We start from the raw sequence: 22,663 nt of genomic DNA on the forward strand, positions 1-22,663 counted from the left end.
CTGCTGGGATCTTCAGCTTCACTGAGCGACGGTCAGACGTACCGACTGGACGTTGAGCGGTGTCGGAGCGGAGAGCGCCAGGAAGTTGGGATGCTTGGGATCGGCCGTCAGGGAGTCGCCCGGCAGGTTGAGCCGGATCTCGTTGATGCCCGCCTTGGCCAGCTTGACCGTGGTGGTGAAATCATGACCCAGGGCCACCTTGAGCAGGGTACCGGCTTCGGGGCTGTTGATCCTGGCCTGGATGGTGAGCTGCTCAGGTTGGGCCTGCTGCTTGGGCAGCACGAAATAGAGGCCTCCCTTGCCACTGAGCTGGGTACCCTCGGCACTGGGCTTCTTGGCCCAGCCTTCGCTGGAGAGGAAGCGGCTCGGTTTGGTCAGGTTGAGCTCGTTGCCCGGCTGGTAAGTCATGCTGGAGTTGTGCTCCCAGAAGCGGGTCTTGCCTTCCAGGTAATAGAGCTTGTAAGCCAGACTCACGTTGGGGTGAGCGGCCAGGTAGAGGGTGTAAAGGTAAAAACCGCTCAATGCCAGTATGGCAGCCAGAAAACCGAACTTTTTGTAGGTCATATTACTCACTCGATGCCCGACGGATAGGTAGGCTGGATTCGCGCATATGCTAATCCAATTGCAAAAAAAGCATAGTGGATCACAAAAATAAATTTGCTCACATATTAACCCCCAATGCCCCTGCAGACCAAGGGACTTTGGGGTCGTGTGCATCCTGCCTCTGCAGTGGGCTAACAGCATGGCCTGGGGCTCTGTCCTGCCCATGGCCGCATCAGGCAAATGGCTGATATTGCGCATTGCTGTGGCAGGATCTGTCGCCATTTCCCTTTGGCAGAATTAAGATGAGCCGTCCCGCCGTCAAGGATGACTCATGAGACTGCTAGCTCTGTGCCTGCTCTGCTGCCTGCCCCTTCACTCGCTGTTGGCCCAACCGCTCTGTACTTCTCCCCTGCGCGTCGGTTTCGACGACTGGCCCCCTTATCACTATTACCAGCAGGAGAACGGCCACCGTGAGCTGCGCGGCTTCGCTGTCGAGTATCTCAACGCCGTCTCTGCCAGGCTGGGCTGCCGCCTCGTCTATCTGGAGCGTCCCTGGAAACGGGGGTTGCACGATCTGGAACTGGGTCGGCTGGACATCGCCATGGAAGCCTATTTCGTTGAAGAGAGGACGCGCTATGCCTGGTTCTCCACCGCCTACAACCCGGGGCGCACGGCACTCTGGGTGCGCAAGTCCGGTGACAAGGGGGAGCAGGATCTGGCGAGCTGGTTGGCCAGGGGCAACAGGCTGGGGGTGACCAGGGACTACAACTATGGCCCCGAGATAGCCCGTCTGCTGCAGCGCTACCGCGCCCAGGTGAGCGAGGTCAACGACGTGCAAAACTATCGCAAGCTGCAACTGGGACGGATAGACGGATTTCTTGGGGATATTCTGGCCACCCCCTGGGGTCTGAAGAGAGAGGGACTGGCAGAGGAGATAGTCCCCCATATCATGGGGGTCTATGAGACGCCGACCTTCTTCATGCTGAGCAAGAAGACCTTGTCGGAGGCATTTGTGCAGCGTTTCAACCAGGCGCTCGAGGCCGTTGGCAGGAGCGGGGAGCATGCGCTCATCTGGCGCCGTTACGTGCCCGCCCGCTAGCAAAGTCGCCAGCATTCACGCATCATGGGCACCTGACCGTGGCGCCTGACAGGCCGAAGTGAACCGATATGAGGTAAGCGTGGTAAGAAGCATGGGTAAGAAGTATTGGTTGGCATTGGCAAACCTTATCTGGCTGGGCTGCTGGCCGGCGGGCATGGTCCAGGCCAGCGCAGAACAGATGGTGGTGGCCAGTCCCAGCATCCAGCATGACTGGTATCAGAACAGCACCGCAGAGCAGGCGCGCCATGAGCTGGAACTGCAGCTGCAGGAGGCGGTGCTTGCCCAGCTGCACCCGGATTTCTACCGGCTCTGGCAGCAGTTGCAGAAGACCCCGGCCGACCGGCGTGGCGCCCTCTATGACGAAGCCTTCGGCAAGCTGGCGCGATTCCAGCAGGCCTGGCGCGCCATGGATCTGGTCGCCCGCGAGCAGATGCAGACCCTCAAGCTCGATCTGACCAAGCCCCTGGCCCACGAGCCCCTGGGTGACAACCTGCTGGATCAGGTCAAACAGCTCAGGCCCCAGGTCGCCGAATACGAGGCCGTGCGCGACGAAGTGCGCAAGCTGCTGGCCATGCCCATGGCCAAGCACTGGCCGACCCTGGACATGCCGACCCTGCGGGCCGGGGAGAGCGCCACCGAGCTTGGGCAGATCCGCTCCATCCTCAACGAATTGGGGGACGGTGCCCCCACCCATCAGGACAGCCTCTACGACGCGGACACCGAGCAGGCCATCAAGCAGTTCCAGCGCCGCCACGGCCTGACCGCCGACGGCATCATAGGTCGCCAGACCCGCTCCTGGCTCAATACCGGGCCGCAAGTGCGCGCCAGCCTGCTGCTGCGCAACCTGTGGCGCCGTGATCTGGTGGATCACCTCGCAGGTCGCTACGTGCTGGTCAACATCCCGGATTACCGCCTGAGCGTGGTGGAGTCCGGCAGCGAGGTCTTCACCAGCCGGGTCATCGTCGGCAAGGAGCAGCGGGCCACCCCCATCCTCGCGAGCGAGATCCGCTCCATCGTGCTCAACCCCGCCTGGCACGTGCCGCGCTCCATCCTGAGCAAGGACATTCTGCCCAAGCTGGGTCGGGATCCCGCCTATCTGGACCGCGAGCAGTTCGAGGTGATCGACGGCGAGGGCAATCCGGTGCAGTTCAGCGAGGATGGCTGGCACCATGCGCTGGCGTCCGGCTTCCCTTACCGGTTGCGGCAAAAGCCGGGGGATCACAATGCCCTGGGGCGCTACAAGTTCTACCTGCCGAACAACGACGCCATCTACCTGCATTCGACGCCGCGCAAGGCCCTGTTCGAGCAGGGGGCGCGTGCCTTCAGCTCCGGTTGCATCCGGGTCGAGCATGCGGACGATCTGGCCGAGCTGCTGCTCGCCGACTCCCGCTATCAGCCGGACAAGGTGGCCAGCATACTGAAAGAGACCCAGACCAAGTGGCTGCCGTTGACCACCCCTATCCCCGTCTTCACCGTCTACTGGAGCAGCTGGATCGACGAAGAGGGGCGCCAGCAACTGCGCAATGACATTTACGGATTCGATCGAGTTAGCTTCCAGAGCCGCTTGCTGTGATCCCCGCCACAGAGTGAAGCGCCCGGCTCCTGCCGGGCTTTTTCATGGCCCTTTGCGGTTTGACATGACTTTTACGGGCGGGTAGTTTCGGCCTCTGTATCATATTCATTCACCACTGTTACTTCACTCTGGAATGGACGGACAACGGATGCTGGACCAAGAGATAAGCCGACGCCGTCTGCTGCTGGGGGCCGGTTGCCTGATGGGGGCCAGCCTGCTGTCGTTCCCGGCCGTGGCGAGCCGCAGCACGACGGGGCGTGAACTCAGCTTCTTCAACCTCAATACCGGCGAGCGGGTCAACGCCAGCTATTGGGAGAATGGCCGTTATCTGAACGATGGCCTGGCGGAGCTCAACCATATCTTCCGCGACTATCGCCGCAACGAGGTGTTCAACATCGACAGGAAGCTGTTCGATCAGCTGTTCCTGCTGCAGCACAAGCTGGGTCGCAAGGGGGAGATTCAGCTCATCTCGGGGTATCGCTCCCCGGCCACCAATCGCCAGAAGCGCCAGCGCAGCCGTGGTGTTGCCAAGCACAGCTACCACACCCTGGGGCAGGCGGTGGATGTGCGCATCCCCGGCGTGCAGCTGGCGCACCTGCGCAAGGCGGCCCTGAACCTCAAGGTCGGCGGCGTGGGTTACTACCCCTCCGACAACTTCGTCCACCTGGATACCGGGCCGGTGCGCAGCTGGTAACGGGTTGGCACAGGGTGGCCCCGAGCTGCTAGGCTCTGGACACTATCCAGAGGAGAGACAGATGAAGCATATTTTGCTTGGCGGGCTGATCGCCCTGCTGCTGGCCGGGTGCAGCAAGCTGAACCGGGAAAACTACGACAAGCTGAAGATGGGGATCACCTATGCCGAGGCGAGCGCCATCCTCGGCAAGGCGGAGCGTTGCGACGATGCGCTCGGCACCACCAGCTGTATCTGGGGCGGTGAGGGCAAGAACATCAAGATCCGTTTCATCGCCGACAAGGCCACCTTCTTCAGTTCGGAAGGGATCAACTGAGTCAGTTTTTTCACTGTCATCAGCAACAAAAAAGCGCCATCCGGCGCTTTTTTGTTGCGTGCAATCCAGCCGATCTGGCCAGAAACTGGCGCGCTCAGTGGGTGGCGTACTGGTAATTGAAGGTGGGGAGTCCCCACTTGAAGCGCACCGCCAGCAGTCGCAGCACGAAGCCGATGCCGATGGCCCCGAAGGCGGCCCAGTCATTGGGCAGGCCCTGATCCAGCGCGAAGCAGTAGAGAGCGGCCGTCACCAGGGAGACGGCGGCGTAGAGCTCGCGCTTGAACACCAGCGGGATGCGCTGGCATAGGAGATCCCGCAGCACGCCGCCAAAGACGCCGGTGACCACCGCCATGATGCAGGCGATGCCGGCCCCGTGGCCCATCTCCAGCGCCCGGGCGGCGCCAAAGATGGAGAAGACCACCAGCCCCAGGGCATCGAGGGCCAGGAACAGCTTGCCGAGATAGCGCATCAGCGGGGCCGAGATGACGCCTGCCATGGCAGCCCCCGCCACCAGCAGCACGTATTCGGGGTGCTCCACCCAGAGCAGGGGGTAGTGGCCCAGCAGCACATCCCGGATGGTACCTCCCCCTATGGCCGTCGCCGAGGCGATGATGACGACACCAAACAGATCCATCCGCCGCCGGCCCGCCGCCAGCGCGCCAGTCATCCCTTCGGCCACCAGGCCGAGCAAGAAGAGTGCATGTAACATGAGTTATCCCAGGGTGCGAGAAAGGCCCGCATCCTAACAAGCCTGGTCTGGCACGACAAGCACTCTCACATTTGCATTAGATTAAGTAATGAAAAAGGGGGCCTATGCCCCCGTTTTTGGTTATGAGTGCCCGGCTCAGCGGCGAAGCTGCTCGCTGCGATACTGATCCACCCACATGGCGGTGGCGCCACAGATGGCGACCGGCATCACGAACAGGTTGACCACGGGAATGGCGGAGAAGAGGGTGACCAGGGCACCGAAGCTCAGGCACTTGCCGCGGCGCTGCTTCAAGGCATCGCGCATGGTGATGAAGTCGATCTTGTGGTTGTCGAACGGGTAGTCCACATACTGGATCGCCATCATCCAGGCGCTGAACAGGAACCAGAGCACGGGTGCCAGGGTCTGGCCCACCACCGGGATGAGGAACAGGATCAGGCAGCCGATGGCCTTGGGCAGGTAGTACTTCAGCTTGGTCCACTCGCGGCTGAAGGTGCGCGGCACGTCCTTGACCACGTCCAGCATGCCGGTGTCGCTCACCGCCTCGCCGGTGAGGATCTGCTCCACCTTCTCCGCCAGCAGGCCGTTGAAGGGGGCCGCTATCCAGTTGATCACCGAGCTGAAGATGAAGGAGAACACCACCAGTATGGTGACGAGGGCGATGGGCCACAGCAGGTAGTCGAGCCAGGAGAGCCAGCTCGGGATCTGCTGGTGCAGCCAGGCGAACAGGCCGTCGAGTTGCAGCAGCAGGGCATAGAAGGCGCCGGCGAACAGCACGAAGTTGACCAGCAGGGGGATCAGCACGAAGGTGCGGATCCCCGGCTGGCGAATGAGGGAGAAGCCGCGCAGGAAGTAGTCTGCACCGCTGACCGAATCTTTGACCATGTGAGGAGATTGGCTCATTTGAGATCCATCAATGAAGGGGTAGGGTGCCAGCATATTACAAACAAGCCTCCAATTTGGTAAAGTCGCGAACTATTCCCGATATCCCGTCCGGTCAGGCCGGACGTCGGATGATATTCGTGGGCTGACAGCCCGCCCGCCGCCTCTTCATTTCGCCACTGACACGGGTCGCCATGCGTCTGAAACTGATCAAACTCGCCGGCTTCAAGTCGTTCGTCGAGCCGACCCGCATCGAACTGTCGGCCGACATGACCGCCGTGGTGGGCCCCAACGGCTGTGGCAAATCCAACGTCATCGACGCCGTGCGCTGGGTGCTGGGGGAGAGCTCGGCCCGCCACCTGCGCGGGGAGAACATGACGGACGTCATCTTCAACGGTTCCATCAACCGCAGCCCCCACGGCCGCGCCTCGGTGGAGCTGGTGTTCGACAATCCCCACAACCGGGTGCCCGGTGAATTTGGCCGTTATACCGAGATCTCGGTGCGCCGCGAGGTGCTGCGTGACGGCTCCAACCACTACCAGATCAACGGCCAGAAGTGCCGTCGCAAGGACGTGACCGATCTCTTCCTCGGCACCGGCCTGGGCCCGCGCAGCTACGCCATCATAGAGCAGGGCACCGTCAGCCGGCTGGTGGAGTCGCGCCCGGCGGACCTCAAGCTCTTCATGGAAGAGGCCGCCGGGGTCTCCCGCTACAAGGAGCGGCGACGGGAGACAGAGCAGCGCATCCGTCACACCCAGGAGAACCTGGAGCGCCTCGGCGACATTCGTGGCGAGCTGGGTTCCCGCCTCGAGCACCTCAAATCCCAGGCCGAAACTGCCGAGCGCTACAAGCAGCTCAAGAGCCGCAGTCGCGCCGCAAGGGCCGAGCTCATCGGCTCCGAGCTGTGGGCGCTGGAGACCCGCCTCGGCGAAGCCAAGAGCGAGCTGGCCCAGGCAGAGCAGGCGCTGGCGGCACTCGATGCCAAGCGCACTGCGGGCGAAGGGCGCCACGTCACCCTGTCGGTGGCCCGCCAGGAGGCCCAGGCCGAGCAGGCGAGCCGTCAGCAGCAGATCTTCCTCGGCGGCCAGGCCATCGCCCGCCTCGAACAGCAGCAGCTTCACCAGACCGAGCTCGGTCGCGACTGGCAGGCGCGGCGCCAGGCCCTCGGCGAGCGCATCGACGGCATCAAGGCCCAGCTGGCCAGCCAGCAGGCGCAGCTGACCGAGGGCGCCCTCCAGGGGGAGGTGGAGTCGGCTCGCCTCGAGCAGTGTGAGCAGTTACTTGCCGATCAGCAGGCCGTTCGCCTCGCGGCCGGTGAGCGGCTTGAGCTGGCCCGCCAACACCAGCAGCAGTGGCAGCAGCAGCTCGGTCAGGCACAGGGCAGGCTCAACCAGACCCGTGCCCAGCGAAGCGGTCTGCAGGAGCTGCAGGCCAAGACCCGGCTGGCGCGACTCAAGCTGGAGGATGAACAGGCCGGCCCCCTCGGCGGGGAAGGTGAGAGCCTGCAGCCCGCGCTGGATGCCCTGTCGGATGAGCTGGCACTCTCTCGCGCCCACCACGAGGCGTTGGAACAGGCGTGGCAGGCCGGCGTGGCCAGCCACGAGGCCCTCAAGGGACAGCGGGATCGGCAGGGCGGCCTGCTGCGCGAGCTCGGCGCCCGCCTCACAACCCTTGATCAGATTTTGGGGGAGCAGATGCAGGGTGCGACCCTGGCGGATCGGTTGCAGGTCGCCCCCGAGTGGACCCAGGCGCTGGACAAGGTGCTCGGGCGCTGGCTCACCGCCCAGCCGGGGGACCAGTGCAACCTCGAGCAGGGCGGGCTCTGGATAGGCCCGGCTCACCCAGCGGTGCCCGGCACCCTGGCGGCCCGGCTCGAGGGGGATCACATCCCCGCCTTCCTCAACGTCATCTGGCTGGCCGATGACAGGGAGGCGGCCCTGGCCCGCCAGTCATCCCTCCTGGCCGGTGAGTCTGTGCTGACCCCGGCGGGGGACTGGTTTGGCCCGAACTGGGCCGATCTCGGCCAGGGCGGCGCCCTCGGCACCCTGGCGCTGCTCGGTGAACGTGAGCGGTTACACACCGAACTGGCCGCTGGGGAGCAGGCGCTGGTTCAGCTCGATGCCCAGTTGAAGGCCGCAGATGCCGACCGTGCCCATTTGCACAGCGCCCTTGAGGCGAGCCAGCGCACTCTGCGCGAGCAGGAGCAGCGATGGCAGCAACTGCGGGAAGCCTGGAGCCTGCAGCAGGGTCAGCGTCAGGAGCGGCTGCTGCGCCTCGGCCAGCTGGGGGAAGAGTTGACCCGGTTGGACAAGGAGCAGGCCGAGGAGGCCGAGCGGCTGACTGCGGTCCAGCAGCAGCTCGAGCTGGAAGAGGCGCACCTTGCCGAGCTGCAGGAGCAGGGGGAGCCGCTGGCGGAGGCTCTCTTGCTGGCCCAGGAAGGGGTCGCCAGTGCCGAGCGGGCGCTGGAGGAGGCGCGTGCGCGCCGGGAGCAGCAGCAGGCAAGCTGCCAGCGCTGGCAACTGGCGCAGCAAAATCTGGCGCAGCTCATCGCCCTGCGCGAGCAGGAGCTGGCCCGGCTCGGGCTGGAACTGGCCGAGCTCAAGGGGCCGGACGCCCAGGCGGTGCAGGACATCTCGCCCCTGCTGGCGGAGCAACGCAACCTGGAGGCGCAGCAGCTCGCCTGCCATCAGCGGCTCGCCGAGCTGGAGCGTCAGCTGACCGAGCTGGAGCAGGCCAGAAGCGCCGACCACAAGCAGCTGGTGGCCCTGCAGGAGAAGCTCGCCCAGCTCAGGCTGGAGCGGGAGCGCAACCTGACCCGGCGACAGGGGCTGCACGAGCAGTTCGAAGAGCTGGGCGTGCGTCTGGTGGATCTCGATCAGGCGGTGCTGATCGCCGCCGATCGCGGCAAGCTGCGCCAGGAGATCCAGACCCTGGAGACACAGGTGGAGGCACTTGGCGCCATCAACCTGGCGGCACTGGAGGAGTATGAAGAGGCGAAAACCCGGGCAAGCTACCTGGAAAACCAGTGCCAGGATCTGGAGCAGGCGCTGGAAACCCTGAGCCAAGCCATTAAAAGAATTGATAAAGAAACACAAATACGCTTCCGCGACACTTTCGATAAGGTCAACGAAGATTTAAAATCCCTGTTCCCGAAAGTGTTCGGGGGGGGCAGTGCCTGGCTTGAGCTGACCTCGGACGATCTTTTGGAAGCCGGAGTGAGCATCATGGCAAGACCTCCGGGCAAGAAGAATGCTACCATTGCCCTGCTTTCCGGGGGGGAGAAGGCGTTAACCGCCCTTGCGCTGGTTTTTGCCATCTTCAGACTCAATCCAGCACCCTTCTGTCTGCTGGATGAGGTGGATGCACCGCTCGATGAAGTGAACGTGGGTCGCTTCTGTTCTCTTGTCAAAGAGATGTCGAGCACAGTACAGTTCGTTTACATCAGTCATAATAAGGTCTCCATGGAGATGGCCGAGCAGCTGATAGGCGTCACGATGCAAGAGCCCGGGGTTTCTCGCATCGTGTCGGTTGACATCGGTGAAGCCGTCGCTTTGGCTGAGCAAAACTAGAAAGAGAAGCAGCTAATGCAGGAATTGCGTTACATCTTGGTTGCCCTGGGCGGTATTGCCATCGCGGCATTGCTCATTCACGGGTTGTGGAGCAACAGAAAGAACCGTCAGGCACCGATCAAGGAAAAACCCCTGGGTCGGATGGAATCCAAGTCACGGGATCGTGACAGCGATGCGTTTGACAGCGATGGCATCGGTCAGGTGCGCGTGGTCAGCGGTGGCCGTCGTGCCGAGCCCAAGCTGCGCAACGACGAGGCCCATCAGCCGGAACCCCGCCGTGCCGCCACAGTGCCCGCCTTCGATGAGGACGAGGATGACGATTTGCCGCCGCCCGTGGTGCGCAAGCCAGCCCCTCGTCCGGTGACGCCGCCCCCCGTCTATGAAGAAGAAGACGAGTATGAGGAGCCGAGCGCCGAGCCTGTCGAAGAGGTGCCTGCCGCGCCGGTACGCAAGCCTGCCCAGGTGATCCGCCGCACTCCGGTGCACCGCTCCCGCCCCCAGCGCGAACCCATGATGCAGCCACTGGACGACGAGCCGCTGGTGGAGCCTGCTTACGCCCAGGCGCCGACCTTCGGTGCCCGCGAGCCCGCGCCGCAGCAGCAAGCCCGCTATGCCCAGCCTGCGCCTGCGTATGAAGAGCCCGATTATGATGACGAGCCCGCCTACGAAGAGCCGGTCCAGGTGGTCGAGCCCGTCCAGGAGCTGCCGCCGGTCGAGAAGATCTGGCAGGATGTCTATGTCATCAACCTGATGGCTCGTCCTGGTCACGATCTGCAAGGGGCGACCCTGCTCTCCTCCCTGCTGGCGCTGGGCTTCAAGTTTGGCGAGATGGACATCTTCCACCGTCACGAGGATCTCAACGGCAAGGGTGAAGTGCTCTTCTCCATGATCAACATGGTCAAGCCGGGTACCTTCAACCCCTACCGCATGGAGCAGTTCAGCACCCCGGGTGTGTCCCTCTTCATGCAGCTGCCCCTGCGCAGCAATGCGGCCTTTGCGTTCGAGCACATGCTGCAGGCGGCGGATCAGCTGGCGAGCGATCTCGATGCCATGCTGACCGATGCCTCGCGCAGCCCGCTCAGCGACGACGACATTGCCCGTTATCGCCATGAGCTGGCCGCCTACGAGGCCAGCCGCGACTGATGCGCCATGTGGCCTCAGCCATGAAAAGTGCGGTACCCAGGTGCCGCATTTTCATTTCTGCCCCAGACTGATTGTTCCATCACACTTCGAGACTTCTTCATGAGCGACATCCTCTCCCGCCACCGTCAACTGTGTGAACTGCTCACCGAATATGGCCATCAGTACTATGTGCTGGACAACCCCACGGTGCCGGACGCCGAATACGATCGCCTGATGCGCGAGCTGATCGCGCTGGAAGCCGAGCACCCCGAGCTGAAAACCCCGGCCTCCCCCAGCGTGCGGGTCGGCGGCCAGCCGCTCTCTGCCTTCAGCCAGGTGCGCCACGAGATCCCCATGCTGAGCCTGGACAACGTCTTCAGCGACGAAGAGCTGCAGGCCTTCGAGCAGCGCATGCGCGATCGCCTCAAGCGCGAGCTGAACTTCACCTTCTGCTGCGAACCCAAGCTGGACGGTTTGGCGGTCAGCCTGCTCTATGTGGACGGCCAGCTGGTGCAGGCGGCCACCCGGGGCGATGGCGCCACGGGGGAGGAGATCACCGAGAACGTGCGCACCATCAAGGCCATTCCGCTCGTCCTGCGGGGCTCGGGCTGGCCTGCGCGACTGGAGGTGCGTGGGGAGGTCTTTATGCCCAAGGCCGGTTTCGAGGCGATGAATGCCAGGGCGCTGGCCGCAGGGGAGAAGGTGTTCGTCAACCCGCGCAACGCCGCCGCCGGCAGCCTGCGCCAGCTCGATTCCCGCATCACCGCCAGCCGTCCCCTGAGCTTCTACGCCTATGGCGTGGGCATAGGCGGCGACGAGCTGGGGAACTCCCACTTCGTTCGCCTCAACCAGCTCAAGGCCTGGGGGCTGCCGCTCAGCCCCGAGGTGAAGCTGAAAGAAGGCGCCGCCGGTTGCCAGGCCTTCCACGACGACATCCTGGCCCGTCGCAGCGAGCTGCCCTACGAGATCGACGGCGTGGTCTACAAGGTGGACGACATAGCGCTGCAACAGGAGCTCGGTTTCGTGGCCCGGGCCCCGCGCTGGGCCACGGCCCACAAGTTCCCGGCAGAAGAGGAGATGACGGAGCTTGAGAACGTCGAGTTCCAGGTGGGTCGTACCGGCGCCGTGACCCCGGTGGCCAAGCTCAAGCCGGTGTTCGTCGGCGGAGTCACCGTCTCCAACGCCACTCTGCACAATGCCGACGAGATCGCGCGCCTTGGTGTCATGATCGGCGATACCGTGATAGTGCGCCGGGCGGGGGACGTGATCCCGCAGATAGTGGCCGTGGTGGAGGCCCAGCGCCCTGCGGATGCCCGCGAGATCCTCTTCCCCACCCAGTGCCCGGTGTGCGGCTCGGCGGTGGAGCGGCTGGAAGGGGAGGCGGTGACCCGCTGCTCCGGCGGCCTGTTCTGCGAGGCGCAGCGCAAGGAGGCGATCAAGCACTTCGCGGCGCGGCGCGCCATGGACGTGGACGGCCTGGGTGACAAGATAGTGGAGCAGCTGGTGGACAAGGGGCTGGTGAAGACCCCGGCGGATCTGTTCAGCCTCAACGCCATCCAGCTGGCCGGTCTCGAGCGGATGGGGCAAAAATCCGCCCTCAATCTGGTGGCCGCCATCGACAAGGCCCGCAGCACCACCCTGCCGCGCTTCCTGTTTGCCTTGGGCATTCGCGAGGTGGGAGAGGCGACCGCGCTGAACCTTGCCAACCACTTCCTCACCCTGGATGCCCTGCGCGCCGCCTCGGTGGAGCAGCTGCTCGAGGTGGCCGACGTGGGGGACATAGTGGCCAAGCACGTCTACTACTTCCTGCGCCAGCCCCACAACATAGAGGTGCTCGACGCCCTGCTGGCCGCCGGCATCCACTGGCCGGCCATCGAGAAGAAGGAGGCTGCGCAGCAGCCCTTCGCCGGCAAGACCTTCGTGCTGACCGGTACCCTCACCACCTTGTCCCGCAACGATGCCAAGGCTGCGCTCCAGGCCCTGGGGGCCAAGGTGGCGGGATCTGTGTCGGCCAAGACAGATGTGCTGGTGGCAGGGGAAGCCGCCGGCTCCAAGCTCGCCAAGGCGCAGGAGCTCGGCATCACCGTCTGGACCGAAGAAGAGTTGCAGGCGGCGATCCAGCCCTGAGTTGACAGGAGCACAATAAAACAGACCCGGCCAGATGGCCGGGTCTGTCGTTTTCGGGCTCAGTCGACATAGCTCACCCGCCCCTGCCATCTTGATGGGGCCTCGAGCTGCCAGCGTGCCAGCTCGCTCTTGCTGAACAGGTATTCACCGCGCTGGGCGGCGCGGGGGGAGAGGGCCTGTGGCGCCGTACCCGCCAGTATGGCGTTGGCGAGCTCTGCCGCCTTCTCCCCCTGGGTGCGACCATCGAGCACCAGGCCGCCTATGGTGCGGCCCGGCCCCACCGCAAACTCCCAGAAACCGAACAGGGGCACGGGGCTGTGGGCGCTGGTCCAGGCCAGCACCTGCTGCTCGCCCACATGCAGCCCCTGCTCGTCGGTGAGGGTGTGATAGAGGCCGAGGAAGAGAGCCTCATAGCCGTTCTGCCGGCTGGCGAGCACCGCCTCCTGCCAGCGCCCGTAGTCGTTGAATTGCCGGCTGCTCACCCGGGTCTGGCCGACCCGCAGCTCGCTGCGCCCCTTGAACTCCTCCTCGATGGCGGTGCGCGACACCTCGCTCTCGTCAAACAGCACCAGCGCCTTGCCGATGCCGCCCATCAGCTGGCTCATCTCGCTGATGTTGCGCTTGAGCAGGGGGCGTTCCAGCACGCCGGTGATCAGAGCGTGGCCAACCAGCCCCTTGGGGCGCGGGTTTTCGTTCATGCCGAGAAACACCACTGGGGTGCCCAGGGCGGCGATGGGGCGGGCGAGGGCGTTGATGGCGTTGTCATCGCCGAGCACCACCAAGGCCGGCTTGCGCGCCTGATAGGCCGCCATCCCCTGGCTGACGAGCTGCTCCCGGGTCTGCTGAGGCTGACGCTTGGTATCCAGATAGAGGTGACTGATGTGGTGCTCGCCCTTGAGATGCGTCTTCAGGCCGGCGCTGTAGCTCTGATCCCACAGATTGGCCTGATGGTAGCTGCTGATCACCAGGATCTCGGCGGCCAGCAGCTGGAGCGGGAATAGGGCTAACAGAAGCCACACCTTGGTCACGTTCATTTTCCATTGGCAGGACACTGCACCCATTATGTGCGTTCCGGCTGTTGGTTGCCTCGGTCAATTGTTGTCAGATGGTGCCATCCTTCCCCGGGGCCCTCCATCGGGCGCCAGCCCGCACCCCGTCTGGGATGCGCACGAATGGCCTCTTTTGGAGCTGATTGTGAACTGTGCCACTCCTTCCAAAACCTGTCCTGGATCAAGAAACGGGTCATCGCTTTGGGGCCTAATAGCTACCACATATAGGGGTTAGCATAAAAAAAATACCCATATATAGTGTTATCAAGCTGTGCATAAGTCGTCTCCCTCTCAGCGTCAGCCCGGGCCTCTCAGGCCCCGGCTGAATGCATGTGCGCCGGGGATAGGGTGTGGAGAAGGGGACTCAACAAGGGTGAGCCCAGGGTGGCTGCCAGGCCTTTAATGCGGGGATAATCGATGAAACCGGTAGTGATCAAACGTGATGGATGTCGCGCACCATTCAATGGCCAGCTGATCGCCGAGGCGGTGAGCCGGGCGGCGGAAGCGGTCAATCAGGCCAATCCGGCGCTGGCACTGCGCATCTCAGGCGCGGTCAGCCAGGAGCTGGAAGGGCGGGGCGAGGTGGATATCCACGAGATCCAGAACCGGGTCGAGAACCATCTGATGGCGTCCGACGACAAGGCCATCGCCCGCGCCTACATCGAGTACCGTCACGACCGGGATCAGGCCCGCGAGGCCCGCGGCCGGCTGGCCCAGGAGATCCGTGGCCTGGTGGAGCAGACCAACGCGGCCCTGCTCAACGAGAACGCCAACAAGGACTCCAAGGTGATCCCGACCCAGCGCGACCTGCTGGCGGGCATAGTCGCCAAGCACTACGCCATCAGCCACATGCTGCCCCGCGAGGTGGTGCAGGCCCACGAGAGCGGCGATCTGCACTTCCACGATCTCGACTACTCCCCCTTCTTCCCCATGTTCAACTGCATGCTGATCGACTTGCAGGGGATGCTGACCCACGGCTTCAAGATGGGCAACGCCGAGATAGACACCCCCAAATCCATCAGCACGGCCACCGCCGTGACCGCCCAGATCATCGCCCAGGTGGCGAGCCACATCTATGGCGGCACCACCATCAACCGCATCGACGAGGTGCTGGCTCCCTATGTGACCATCAGCTGGCAGAAACACCGGGAAGTGGCCGAGGAGTGGGGCATCAGCGATGTGGACGCCTACGCCATGGCCCGCACCGAGAAGGAGTGCTACGACGCCTTCCAGTCCCTGGAGTACGAGGTCAACACCCTGCACACCGCCAACGGCCAGACGCCCTTCGTCACCTTCGGCTTCGGCCTCGGCGACAGCTGGGAGTCGCGCCTCATCCAGCGCGCCATCCTCGGCAACCGCATCGCCGGCCTTGGCAAGAACAAGAAGACCGCCGTCTTCCCGAAACTGGTGTTCGCCATCAAGGATGGCCTCAACCACAAGTTGGGCGATCCCAACTACGACATCAAGCAGCTGGCGCTGGAGTGTGCCTCCAAGCGGATGTATCCGGACATCCTCAACCATGACCAGGTGGTGAAGGTGACCGGCTCCTTCAAGACCCCCATGGGCTGCCGCTCCTTCCTCGGCGCCTACGAGGAAAATGGCGAGCTCATTCATGAAGGGCGCAACAACATAGGGGTGGTGAGCCTCAACCTGCCGCGCATCGCGCTCAAATCCCGCGACGAGGCGGATTTCTGGGACAAGCTGGATGCGGCACTGCGGGTCGCCAAGACTGCGCTCATGTACCGCATCAAGCGACTGGATGGCGTCAAGGCGCGGGTCGCCCCCATCCTCTACATAGAAGGGGCCTGCGGCGTGCGCCTCAAGGCCGACGACAACGTCAGCGAGATCTTCAAACATGGCCGCGCCTCCATCTCGCTCGGCTACATCGGGGTGCACGAGACCATCAACGCCCTGTTCGGCACGCAGACTCATCTGTTCGACAGCGACACTCTGCGCCAGAAGGCCATCGCCATCATAGCGCGGCTCAAGGCGGCCACCGACGAGTGGAAGGAGGAGACAGGCTACGGCTTCAGCCTCTACTCCACCCCGAGCGAGAATCTCTGCACCCGTTTCTGCCGCATCGACGCCAAGGAGTTCGGCGTGGTGGCAGGCGTAACCGACAAGGGCTACTACACCAACAGCTTCCACCTCGACGTGGAGAAGCAGGTGAACCCGTACGACAAGCTGGACTTCGAGGCGCCCTATCCGCCCATCGCCAGCGGCGGCTTCATCTGCTATGGCGAGTACCCCAACATCCAGCACAACCTGGAAGCGCTCGAGAACGTCTGGGACTACAGCTATGACAAGGTGCCCTACTACGGCACCAACACCCCCATAGACGAGTGCTACGACTGCGGCTTCACCGGCGAGTTCGAGTGCACCTCCAAGGGCTTCACCTGCCCGCGCTGCGGCAACCACGACCCTGCCAAGGTGTCGGTGACCCGCCGGGTCTGCGGCTACCTCGGCAGCCCGGATGCACGCCCCTTCAATGCGGGCAAGCAGGAAGAGGTGAAGCGCCGGGTCAAGCATATGTGAGTCGGGCGGCTGAGCGGCAAGATGGCTCCCGATGATGAGGGAGCCATTTTTATTGGCGAACCCGGCCTATGACGGGTTGAGGAGAGACGAGATGCACTACCACCAATACTACCCGGTCGATGTGGTGAACGGCCCCGGCACCCGGGCCACCCTGTTCGTGTCGGGCTGCGAGCACCAGTGCCCGGGCTGCTACAACCAGAGCACCTGGCGTCTCGATGGGGGCAAGCCGTTCGATGAGGCGATGAGCGATCGCGTCATCAGGGATCTCAAGGATTCGCGCATCAAGCGGCGAGGTCTGTCGCTCTCCGGCGGCGATCCACTGCACCCGGCCAATGTGCCTCAGGTGCTGGCGCTGGTGAAACGGGTGCGGGCAGAGTGCCCCGGCAAGGACATCTGGTGCTGGACCGGTTATCGCTTAAGCGAGCTCACTCCAGCCCAGTGCGAGCTGGTCGCCCTGCTGGATGTGCTGGTGGATGGCAGGTTCGAAAAAGGGCTGGCGGACCCCGGCCTGCTCTGGCGCGGCAGCAGCAACCAGATCATTCACGACCTCAACGCCTGGCGGGAGCGGGAGCATAAGAGCCGGATCCCCTGCCAGCTACTGGGGTGACAATAGCAGCAACCAGATCATTCACGACCTCAACGCCTGGCGGGAGCGGGAGCATAAGAGCCGGATCCCCTGCCTGTTACTGGGGTGACAATAGCAGCAACCAGATCATCCACGACCTCAACGCCTGGCGGGAGCGAGAGCATAAGAGCCGGATCCCCTGCCAGCTACTGGGGTGACAATAGCAGCAACCAGATCATCCACGACCTCAACGCCTGGCGGGAGCGGGAGCATAAGAGCCGGATCCCCTGCCAGCTGCTGGCCTGATCATTGCGCTTCCCGGGGGCTAGGTGCGCGCCAGCCACTGTCAGCTGAACCCTGGCTCAATCCCGGGCGAGAAAGGCGCGAAAGCTGTTCGCTGTGGTTTGCAGTTGTGGGCAAGGCTGTTTATGGTTAGCCCATCCGAATCACATGACATCTTTCATGAGGAACCATGAGATGAACAATTTGCTCAAGATCCTGCTGGCCATCTTCCTGCCGCCGGTCTGTGCCTTTATCCAGGTGGGGCTCAGCCTGCACTTCTTCATCAACATAGTGCTGACCCTGCTCGGCGGCCTGCCCGGCATGGTCCATGCGCTCTGGCTGGTGGTCAGCGACAAGCGCGCCTGAGTCATCCCCTTGCGAGAAAGGCCAACCCCAGGGTTGGCCTTTTCATTGCCCGCGAGAGTGCCTCGCCAGATGGGGACTTCCCGAATGAGCCTCACTGCCAGACACTGGCTGGCCGTTCAAGGAGCCGAGCGGCCACAGGACAAGGAGAGTTGAATGGGTTTGAAGCTAGTGCTGCTGGGGGTCGCCCTGATGCTGGGGGGCTGCGCCAGCCCCACCGCGAAGCTGAATCAGCCTCCGGTGGATATCGTCTGGGAAGATCTGCCCAGATACTGGGTTCAGGTGGAGCAGATCGGCGACTTCAATCCGGTCGGTGGACTGCCCAAAGAGAGGCCGGTGAAGGGCTGCGTGACCCTTCGCTACCTCATCGATTCCAATGGCGATCTGTTCAGTCCCGAGGTCTTGGAGTCCGTGCCCCCTGGCGTGCTGGATCTCATCGCCATCTCAGGGCTGGCGCAGGTGCGTTATCGGGTGTCCGAGCAGAATCCGTAAGCCATCCCGGTACGGGTTGTGGTCCGATATGACGTCGAAGTGAGATGACAAAGACCCCGGCCTTGGTCGGGGTCTTTGTCACTGCGGGGCGCTGTTGCCTGCGGGGCTTATTGCTCCTTGCAGTCGTTGTAGCGGCTCTGCCACTCCCCGGCGTCATCGCGCATCTCCACGAAGCCTTCCTTCCCCTTGTTCCACCAGACCACCTCGTGATCGTCGGTGTAGCGGGCGCCGGAGGCGGAGACCGCCTGGGGCAGGGTGTAATCCTTGCCATCGGGCAGGGCGAGCTTGACGAAGTTCAGGCTCTCGTCCGAGAGGGAGAAGTAGCGCACCTGCACCTTCTGGTTCTGCTCGCACAGATAGGTGACGGGATCGCCCCCTGTCACCCCCAGCTTGCCGGCCCCCAGATCGCAGCCGCCGAGCAGGATCATGCCCCCCATCCCCAGTAGAAAGAGCTTGGCGTGTTTCATGTCGCATCCTTTGTCGGTGTCATATGGAGTTGAGCCTAACAGGCTGGGGGATGAGTGCAACCTCATGGTGGGGGCCGTGCGTCGGGATGCGTCCGTCCCCTGTGCAACCGGCGGGCAAAAAAACGCCCCGCAGGGTTGCGGGGCGAAAGACAGCACATCCTTGGCCATTGGAAAGGGGATCAATAACCGAAACGGGTCGCCTCGAAACGGTTGAGCAGACGGTGAATGAGGTAGCAGGCCAGCAGGGTGGCGACGATGGCAAAGAGGATGCTGCTCACCCGGTAGAGGGCGCTGAACACCAGATCGTTGCCCGGGGTCAGGTACTGGCCAAACAGTATGCCGAGGGTGGTGAGAGCACCGAAGCCGACCCCGGAGCCGCTCGCCTCCTTCACATGGGCATGGCTGAACAGCATGGCCCCGAGCCAGAGCAGGGGGGTGACCAGCAGGAGCAGACCGGACCAGTCGTAGAGCACCAGCTGCCCCAGGATGCCGAAACTCACCCCCAGCAGGGTGCCCATGGCGCGCTTGCGGGCGTAGCTCAGGGCCCCGTCCCAGTGCATGGGGAAGAGCACCAGCAGTGTGGTCGCCTGGGCGGACATGGAGTCGCGCAGATCGAACAGCTGGAAGACCAGGAACGACAGGGTGGCGATGCTGGCGCCGAGCAGGCCTCGTGGCGCATCCGGTGGGGCGCCTTGGGAGAGGGCGGGGGCGGGCCGCGCCTCCCGTCCGGATCAGGGCCGTCATCAGGTAGGCGATGAGCACCGACAGGACGCTGGCCCAGAGGTTGCTGAAGATGAGATCGTTCAGATCTGTCCCGGGATAGCTGGCAAAGTGCAGCATGATGCTGAGGCTGAGCACGCCGTTGGCACCAAACAGGAAGAGGCTGCCCCGGGACATGGCGGCGAAACGGTAGAGGAACAGCAGGAAGACGAGGGGGGTCATCAGCCCGGGATGACTGCCGAACAGGCCGCCCAGCAGGCCGACCTCCAGCCCGCACATGGCGGCCGAGGCGATGAGCTGGCGGGCGGCGTGGCCGTTCATCACGGGGATCATGCCGAGCAGCAGCACGGGGGTGACGGTGAAGAAGACCCCGTTGCTCCAGCCGAAGATCTTGCACAGTACAAACCCCAGGGTGCAGCCGAAGGCGATGCGCAGACACTGGCGCAGCTCGTTGGCGGTGAGGGGTCTGTGCCACAGGTTCATGGTCGTCATCTCAGTAGATGTAGTGCAGCAGGCTGAGCAGGCGGATCTGGCCGCGGGCAAAGAACGCGCTCAGGGCGTTGTCCGGCAGCAGCTGGACAGTGGCGCGGGCCCCGGCCGGCAGATGGGCGGGCAACTGATCCAGGGTCAGGTGCAGGCGCAGTCGCTGGGCATCCCGCACCCAGCGATCGGACTCGATGGGGTTGGCCAAGAGGCCGTTGGCGTCGAACTGGCCGGCGCTGACCCCGGCGTCCAGGCTGGCGACCCGGGCCGGATAGAGGCGGCCTGGCTCACCGTCGAAGGCGACCAGCGCACGGCTTTCCGGGGTGATGTGGCGCAGGCTCTTCTCGCGAAAATCGGCGATCACGTCCACCTGCTCCGAGACCAGGGCCAGCAGGGGAGAGCCCGCCGTGGCCACGCTGCCCGGCTTGAGCTGCAGGTTGGTGATGATGCCATCCTGGCTCGCATGGACCTGGCTGTAGGTGAGGTTCAGCTCGGCCTGGGCGAGGCGGTTGCGCGCCTGGCGCAGCAGCAGGTTGTCATCACCGGCCAGGCCGCGGTTGACGCGAGCCTGCTCCATGCGGGCCTGGCTGGCCAGCAGGTTGGCACGGGCGGTGCGGGCGGCGCTGTCGGCGTCATCTTTCTGCTGCTCAGACACCATGTGGCGGCGATAGAGGGTATCGATGCGCTCGGCCTCCCGCTGTTTCTGGGCGGTCTGGGTCTGCAGCGAGCTGAAGTCGGCGGCGGCGGCGTTCAGGGTCGCATCCAGCTGGCGATTCTGCTGCTCGGCCTGATCCAGGGCGAGTCTGGCCTGCTCGACCGCGAGCTCGAAGGGGGCCGGATCCAGCACGAACAGCAGATCCCCCTGTTTGACATGCTGGTTGTTCACCACTGCCACCTCGACCACCTTGCCGCTGACCTGGGGCGCCATCTTGGTGACGACCCGGGTGGCCATGGCCTGGGGGGTGAGGGGCATCTTGATGTCGGCCAGCAGGAAGTAGCCGAACACCAGGACGAAGCAGGCCATGGCCCACTTGATCCAGCGCTTGAATTGTTGATCCGGGGTCATCTTATTCTCTCTCTTCATGCTGGGCACCGATCTTGCCGAGGGCGTTGGCGGAGATCCGGTGCACTATCTCTTCAAACTGGGCCAGCTCCTGCTGGCTGATGCCGGCGAGCAGTTCCCGGCGTATCTCCATGATGCGATCCTCGATCTGGTCGAGCAGCGCCTTGCCGGCCGGGGTCAGGGTGACGATGCGGGCGCGCTTGTCCTGGCTGCAGCAGTGGCGCTCCACCAGTCCCTGCTCTTCCAGCTGACCCAGGGTGCGCATCAGGGAGGGCAGCTCTATCTCCAGCGCCTCGGCCAGGGTCTTCTGGCTGAGGTGGCCGCCGAGGCGACTCAGCTTCCAGAGCGCGGTCCAGCGCGGATGGGTCAACCCCAAGGGAGCCAGCTCGATATCGGCCACGGTGCGCCACAGTCGGTGCAATCGTCCGACTCGCTCGGCGAGGGAGAGCTCGCGCAACATCTCCAGATCCTTTTTCATGGCAGACACCTCATATACTTAGCCTGCTAAGCATTATATTTATTTAGCAGGCTAAGTAAAGCGTGATTCAGCTCACATTCAGTCTCGGGACCGGGGACGCGGGGAGGGCAATGGTGCTTAAGGTTTCAATGTTTTTATATGGCTTTGCAGGGCCGCTAACCGACAGCAGAGGAGGGGATACGTAGAGTGGCGCCACACCACAAGCTGGAGCATAACAATGAAAAACCTCTCTACCTCCGAAGTACAGATGAAGGGCGCCTGGGGCGACCAGCAGATCGCCGGCATGCCCATGATGATCTTCCTCGGGCTCGCCACCTGCGTCCTCTACGCCGGTTGGAACGGCTCATTGCCACTCGGCATGGTCGGTGCCCTGGCGCTGATGTTCGTGCTCGGCACCCTGCTGAGCGAGCTGGGCGAGCGGATCCCCCCGATACGGGAGTACCTGGGGGGCGGCACCATACTCGCCATCTTCGGCGGCGCCGCCCTGTTCGAGTACAGGATACTGCCGGCCGAGGCGGGTGAGGTGATCACCCGCTTCATGAAGGAGGGGGGCTTTTTGAACTTCTTCATCGCCAGCCTGGTGACCGGCTCGGTGTTCGGCATGAGCGGCGCCCTGCTGAAAAACGCCGCCATGCGCTACCTTCCGGTGATCCTGGGAGGCGTGGCGCTGGCGCTGCTGAGCGTTGGCCTGGTCGGCTCCCTGATGGGGTACGGCTTCAAGAATGCGGTGCTGCTCATCGGCCTGCCCATCATGGGGGGCGGCATGGGCGCCGGCGCCGTGCCGCTGGTGGAGATTCTCTCCGGCCCCTTGCAGATGTCCAGCGCCGATCTGCTGTCGCGCATGGTGCCCGCCGTGGTGATCGCCAACACCCTGGCCATACTGGTGGGCTCCCTGCTGGCGCGCCTCGGTCGCCGCTACCCCTCCCTGACCGGCAACGGCAAGCTGATGGTCAAGGAAAACAGCCAGAGCGTCGCCGACGAGCAGGCCGAGGCGCCGACCCTGCAGAGCCTGGGGCTCGGCCTCTTCATCAGCTCCAGCATGTTCGTGCTGGGCTCCTTGCTCGGTAACTTCATCCCCATGCACCCCTTCGCCCTGATGATACTGGCGGTGGCCTTCATCAAGGTGAGCGGTGTATTGCCGCGCCGCTACGAGCAGGCGGCCGCCGACTGGTACCAGTTCGTGGTGAGCAACCTCACCCCCTCCCTGCTGGTGGGCATAGGGGTGGCCTACACCAGCATCCCCGAGCTCATCGGCGCCTTCTCGGTCAACTACTTCATCATGGTGCTGACCACAGTGGTGGGCGGCGCCCTGGGGGCGGCCCTGGTGGGGCGCATGATAGGTTTTTATCCCATAGAGGCGGCCATCACCGGCGGCCTGTGCATGGCCAACATGGGGGGCACAGGTGACGTCGCCGTGCTGTCGGCAGCCCAGCGCATGAAGCTGATGCCCTTCGCCCAGATCTCCTCTCGCCTCGGCGGGGCCGTGATGCTGATCCTGGCCACCGCCCTCATCTCTCTGCTCGCGTGACGACCGGATA

19 protein-coding genes and 1 pseudogene are annotated in these 22,663 nt (G+C 63.8%); 12 read left to right on the forward strand and 8 right to left on the reverse strand.

Features of this window, described 5'->3' with window-relative positions; all coding sequences use genetic code 11:
• Positions 1 to 18: 18 nt before the first annotated feature.
• Positions 19 to 564: a hypothetical protein gene (locus ACWPWQ_RS00980; protein WP_025327877.1), complete on the reverse strand. Its 546-nt coding sequence runs from the start codon at positions 562 to 564 to the stop codon at positions 19 to 21.
• Positions 565 to 874: 310 nt separating this feature from the next.
• On the opposite strand from ACWPWQ_RS00980, the gene ACWPWQ_RS00985 reads away from it, so the two are divergent.
• The 4 genes from ACWPWQ_RS00985 (at position 875) to ACWPWQ_RS01000 (ending at position 4,222) form a co-directional block, all read left to right on the forward strand.
• Entirely contained in the window at positions 875 to 1,642 is a 768-nt protein-coding gene (locus ACWPWQ_RS00985) for a substrate-binding periplasmic protein (protein ID WP_429158711.1), read from the forward strand.
• A gap of 91 nt (positions 1,643 to 1,733) precedes the next feature.
• Positions 1,734 to 3,215: a L,D-transpeptidase family protein gene (locus ACWPWQ_RS00990; protein WP_319913176.1), complete on the forward strand. Its 1,482-nt coding sequence runs from the start codon at positions 1,734 to 1,736 to the stop codon at positions 3,213 to 3,215.
• Between the two features lie 148 nt (positions 3,216 to 3,363).
• Positions 3,364 to 3,909, forward strand: coding sequence for a YcbK family protein (locus tag ACWPWQ_RS00995; RefSeq protein ID WP_139436499.1), 546 nt, complete (start codon positions 3,364 to 3,366; stop codon positions 3,907 to 3,909).
• 61 nt (positions 3,910 to 3,970) lie between these two features.
• Positions 3,971 to 4,222 carry a DUF3862 domain-containing protein gene (locus tag ACWPWQ_RS01000; RefSeq protein WP_202046917.1) on the forward strand — a complete coding sequence of 84 codons (252 nt, stop codon included), beginning with the start codon at positions 3,971 to 3,973 and terminating at the stop codon, positions 4,220 to 4,222.
• A gap of 94 nt (positions 4,223 to 4,316) precedes the next feature.
• Here ACWPWQ_RS01000 and ACWPWQ_RS01005 read toward each other — a convergent pair whose 3' ends face one another.
• Both ACWPWQ_RS01005 and cysZ read right to left on the reverse strand, forming a co-directional pair.
• A complete protein-coding gene (locus tag ACWPWQ_RS01005; protein WP_042649503.1) occupies positions 4,317 to 4,931 on the reverse strand; it encodes a trimeric intracellular cation channel family protein in 615 nt (204 codons plus the stop codon).
• 135 nt (positions 4,932 to 5,066) lie between these two features.
• Entirely contained in the window at positions 5,067 to 5,831 is a 765-nt protein-coding gene (gene cysZ, locus ACWPWQ_RS01010) for a sulfate transporter CysZ (RefSeq protein WP_454008790.1), read from the reverse strand.
• A 173-nt stretch (positions 5,832 to 6,004) separates the two neighbouring features.
• On the opposite strand from cysZ, the gene ACWPWQ_RS01015 reads away from it, so the two are divergent.
• From ACWPWQ_RS01015 to ligA, 3 genes are all read left to right on the forward strand, one after another.
• The gene (locus ACWPWQ_RS01015) at positions 6,005 to 9,379 is read left to right on the forward strand and encodes an AAA family ATPase (protein WP_454008791.1); all 3,375 of its coding nucleotides are present in this window, start codon (positions 6,005 to 6,007) and stop codon (positions 9,377 to 9,379) included.
• Between the two features lie 15 nt (positions 9,380 to 9,394).
• Complete coding sequence (gene zipA, locus ACWPWQ_RS01020) at positions 9,395 to 10,522, forward strand: cell division protein ZipA (RefSeq protein ID WP_342058100.1); 1,128 nt, start codon at positions 9,395 to 9,397, stop codon at positions 10,520 to 10,522.
• A gap of 99 nt (positions 10,523 to 10,621) precedes the next feature.
• Entirely contained in the window at positions 10,622 to 12,628 is a 2,007-nt protein-coding gene (ligA, locus tag ACWPWQ_RS01025; RefSeq protein WP_454008792.1) for an NAD-dependent DNA ligase LigA, read from the forward strand.
• Positions 12,629 to 12,687: 59 nt separating this feature from the next.
• On the opposite strand, the gene ACWPWQ_RS01030 is transcribed toward ligA, so the two are convergent.
• Positions 12,688 to 13,662, reverse strand: coding sequence for an ABC transporter substrate-binding protein (locus tag ACWPWQ_RS01030; RefSeq protein ID WP_454008793.1), 975 nt, complete (start codon positions 13,660 to 13,662; stop codon positions 12,688 to 12,690).
• 432 nt (positions 13,663 to 14,094) lie between these two features.
• Here ACWPWQ_RS01030 and nrdD point away from each other — a divergent pair, with 432 nt between their 5' ends.
• The 4 genes from nrdD (at position 14,095) to ACWPWQ_RS01050 (ending at position 17,914) form a co-directional block, all read left to right on the forward strand.
• Positions 14,095 to 16,212 (forward strand): anaerobic ribonucleoside-triphosphate reductase, encoded by a 2,118-nt coding sequence (nrdD, locus tag ACWPWQ_RS01035; RefSeq protein ID WP_454008794.1) that lies wholly within the window; start codon positions 14,095 to 14,097, stop codon positions 16,210 to 16,212.
• 91 nt (positions 16,213 to 16,303) lie between these two features.
• Positions 16,304 to 16,819: an anaerobic ribonucleoside-triphosphate reductase-activating protein gene (nrdG, locus tag ACWPWQ_RS01040; RefSeq protein WP_454008795.1), complete on the forward strand. Its 516-nt coding sequence runs from the start codon at positions 16,304 to 16,306 to the stop codon at positions 16,817 to 16,819.
• A 435-nt stretch (positions 16,820 to 17,254) separates the two neighbouring features.
• Positions 17,255 to 17,425, forward strand: a complete 171-nt coding sequence (locus tag ACWPWQ_RS01045; protein ID WP_025327864.1) for a YqaE/Pmp3 family membrane protein — start codon at positions 17,255 to 17,257, stop codon at positions 17,423 to 17,425.
• Positions 17,426 to 17,578: 153 nt separating this feature from the next.
• Positions 17,579 to 17,914: an energy transducer TonB gene (locus tag ACWPWQ_RS01050; RefSeq protein ID WP_454008796.1), complete on the forward strand. Its 336-nt coding sequence runs from the start codon at positions 17,579 to 17,581 to the stop codon at positions 17,912 to 17,914.
• 107 nt (positions 17,915 to 18,021) lie between these two features.
• Here ACWPWQ_RS01050 and ACWPWQ_RS01055 read toward each other — a convergent pair whose 3' ends face one another.
• From ACWPWQ_RS01055 to slyA, 4 genes and pseudogenes are all read right to left on the reverse strand, one after another.
• On the reverse strand, positions 18,022 to 18,381 hold the full coding sequence (locus tag ACWPWQ_RS01055; RefSeq protein ID WP_139436481.1) for an MliC family protein: 360 nt from the start codon (positions 18,379 to 18,381) through the stop codon (positions 18,022 to 18,024).
• A 179-nt stretch (positions 18,382 to 18,560) separates the two neighbouring features.
• Positions 18,561 to 19,584: pseudogene (locus ACWPWQ_RS01060) on the reverse strand (DUF2955 domain-containing protein).
• A 10-nt stretch (positions 19,585 to 19,594) separates the two neighbouring features.
• Positions 19,595 to 20,650, reverse strand: coding sequence for an HlyD family secretion protein (locus ACWPWQ_RS01065; protein WP_139438309.1), 1,056 nt, complete (start codon positions 20,648 to 20,650; stop codon positions 19,595 to 19,597).
• A gap of 1 nt (position 20,651) precedes the next feature.
• A complete protein-coding gene (gene slyA / locus ACWPWQ_RS01070; RefSeq protein ID WP_454008797.1) occupies positions 20,652 to 21,125 on the reverse strand; it encodes a transcriptional regulator SlyA in 474 nt (157 codons plus the stop codon).
• 217 nt (positions 21,126 to 21,342) lie between these two features.
• Between slyA and ACWPWQ_RS01075 the strand changes: the two genes are divergently transcribed.
• Positions 21,343 to 22,653 carry a 2-hydroxycarboxylate transporter family protein gene (locus ACWPWQ_RS01075; protein WP_202046906.1) on the forward strand — a complete coding sequence of 437 codons (1,311 nt, stop codon included), beginning with the start codon at positions 21,343 to 21,345 and terminating at the stop codon, positions 22,651 to 22,653.
• The last annotated feature ends 10 nt before the right edge of the window (positions 22,654 to 22,663 follow it).

Source organism: Aeromonas sp. Marseille-Q7275 (genome assembly GCF_965119515.1).

Excerpts from the sequence above, each read along its gene's own strand:
- nrdG (WP_454008795.1), top strand. The coding sequence starts at position 16,304 with ATGCACTACCACCAATACTACCCGGTCGATGTGGTGAACGGCCCCGGC.
- ACWPWQ_RS01050 (WP_454008796.1), top strand. The coding sequence starts at position 17,579 with ATGGGTTTGAAGCTAGTGCTGCTGGGGGTCGCCCTGATGCTGGGGGGC.
- ACWPWQ_RS00985 (WP_429158711.1), top strand. The coding sequence starts at position 875 with ATGAGACTGCTAGCTCTGTGCCTGCTCTGCTGCCTGCCCCTTCACTCG.
- slyA (WP_454008797.1), bottom strand. The coding sequence starts at position 21,125 with ATGAAAAAGGATCTGGAGATGTTGCGCGAGCTCTCCCTCGCCGAGCGA.
- ACWPWQ_RS00995 (WP_139436499.1), top strand. The coding sequence starts at position 3,364 with ATGCTGGACCAAGAGATAAGCCGACGCCGTCTGCTGCTGGGGGCCGGT.
- ACWPWQ_RS01055 (WP_139436481.1), bottom strand. The coding sequence starts at position 18,381 with ATGAAACACGCCAAGCTCTTTCTACTGGGGATGGGGGGCATGATCCTG.
- ACWPWQ_RS01030 (WP_454008793.1), bottom strand. The coding sequence starts at position 13,662 with ATGAACGTGACCAAGGTGTGGCTTCTGTTAGCCCTATTCCCGCTCCAG.
- ligA (WP_454008792.1), top strand. The coding sequence starts at position 10,622 with ATGAGCGACATCCTCTCCCGCCACCGTCAACTGTGTGAACTGCTCACC.
- ACWPWQ_RS01045 (WP_025327864.1), top strand. The coding sequence starts at position 17,255 with ATGAACAATTTGCTCAAGATCCTGCTGGCCATCTTCCTGCCGCCGGTC.
- zipA (WP_342058100.1), top strand. The coding sequence starts at position 9,395 with ATGCAGGAATTGCGTTACATCTTGGTTGCCCTGGGCGGTATTGCCATC.
- ACWPWQ_RS01000 (WP_202046917.1), top strand. The coding sequence starts at position 3,971 with ATGAAGCATATTTTGCTTGGCGGGCTGATCGCCCTGCTGCTGGCCGGG.
- ACWPWQ_RS01015 (WP_454008791.1), top strand. The coding sequence starts at position 6,005 with ATGCGTCTGAAACTGATCAAACTCGCCGGCTTCAAGTCGTTCGTCGAG.
- nrdD (WP_454008794.1), top strand. The coding sequence starts at position 14,095 with ATGAAACCGGTAGTGATCAAACGTGATGGATGTCGCGCACCATTCAAT.
- cysZ (WP_454008790.1), bottom strand. The coding sequence starts at position 5,831 with ATGAGCCAATCTCCTCACATGGTCAAAGATTCGGTCAGCGGTGCAGAC.
- ACWPWQ_RS01065 (WP_139438309.1), bottom strand. The coding sequence starts at position 20,650 with ATGACCCCGGATCAACAATTCAAGCGCTGGATCAAGTGGGCCATGGCC.
- ACWPWQ_RS01005 (WP_042649503.1), bottom strand. The coding sequence starts at position 4,931 with ATGTTACATGCACTCTTCTTGCTCGGCCTGGTGGCCGAAGGGATGACT.
- ACWPWQ_RS00980 (WP_025327877.1), bottom strand. The coding sequence starts at position 564 with ATGACCTACAAAAAGTTCGGTTTTCTGGCTGCCATACTGGCATTGAGC.
- ACWPWQ_RS00990 (WP_319913176.1), top strand. The coding sequence starts at position 1,734 with ATGGGTAAGAAGTATTGGTTGGCATTGGCAAACCTTATCTGGCTGGGC.
- ACWPWQ_RS01075 (WP_202046906.1), top strand. The coding sequence starts at position 21,343 with ATGAAAAACCTCTCTACCTCCGAAGTACAGATGAAGGGCGCCTGGGGC.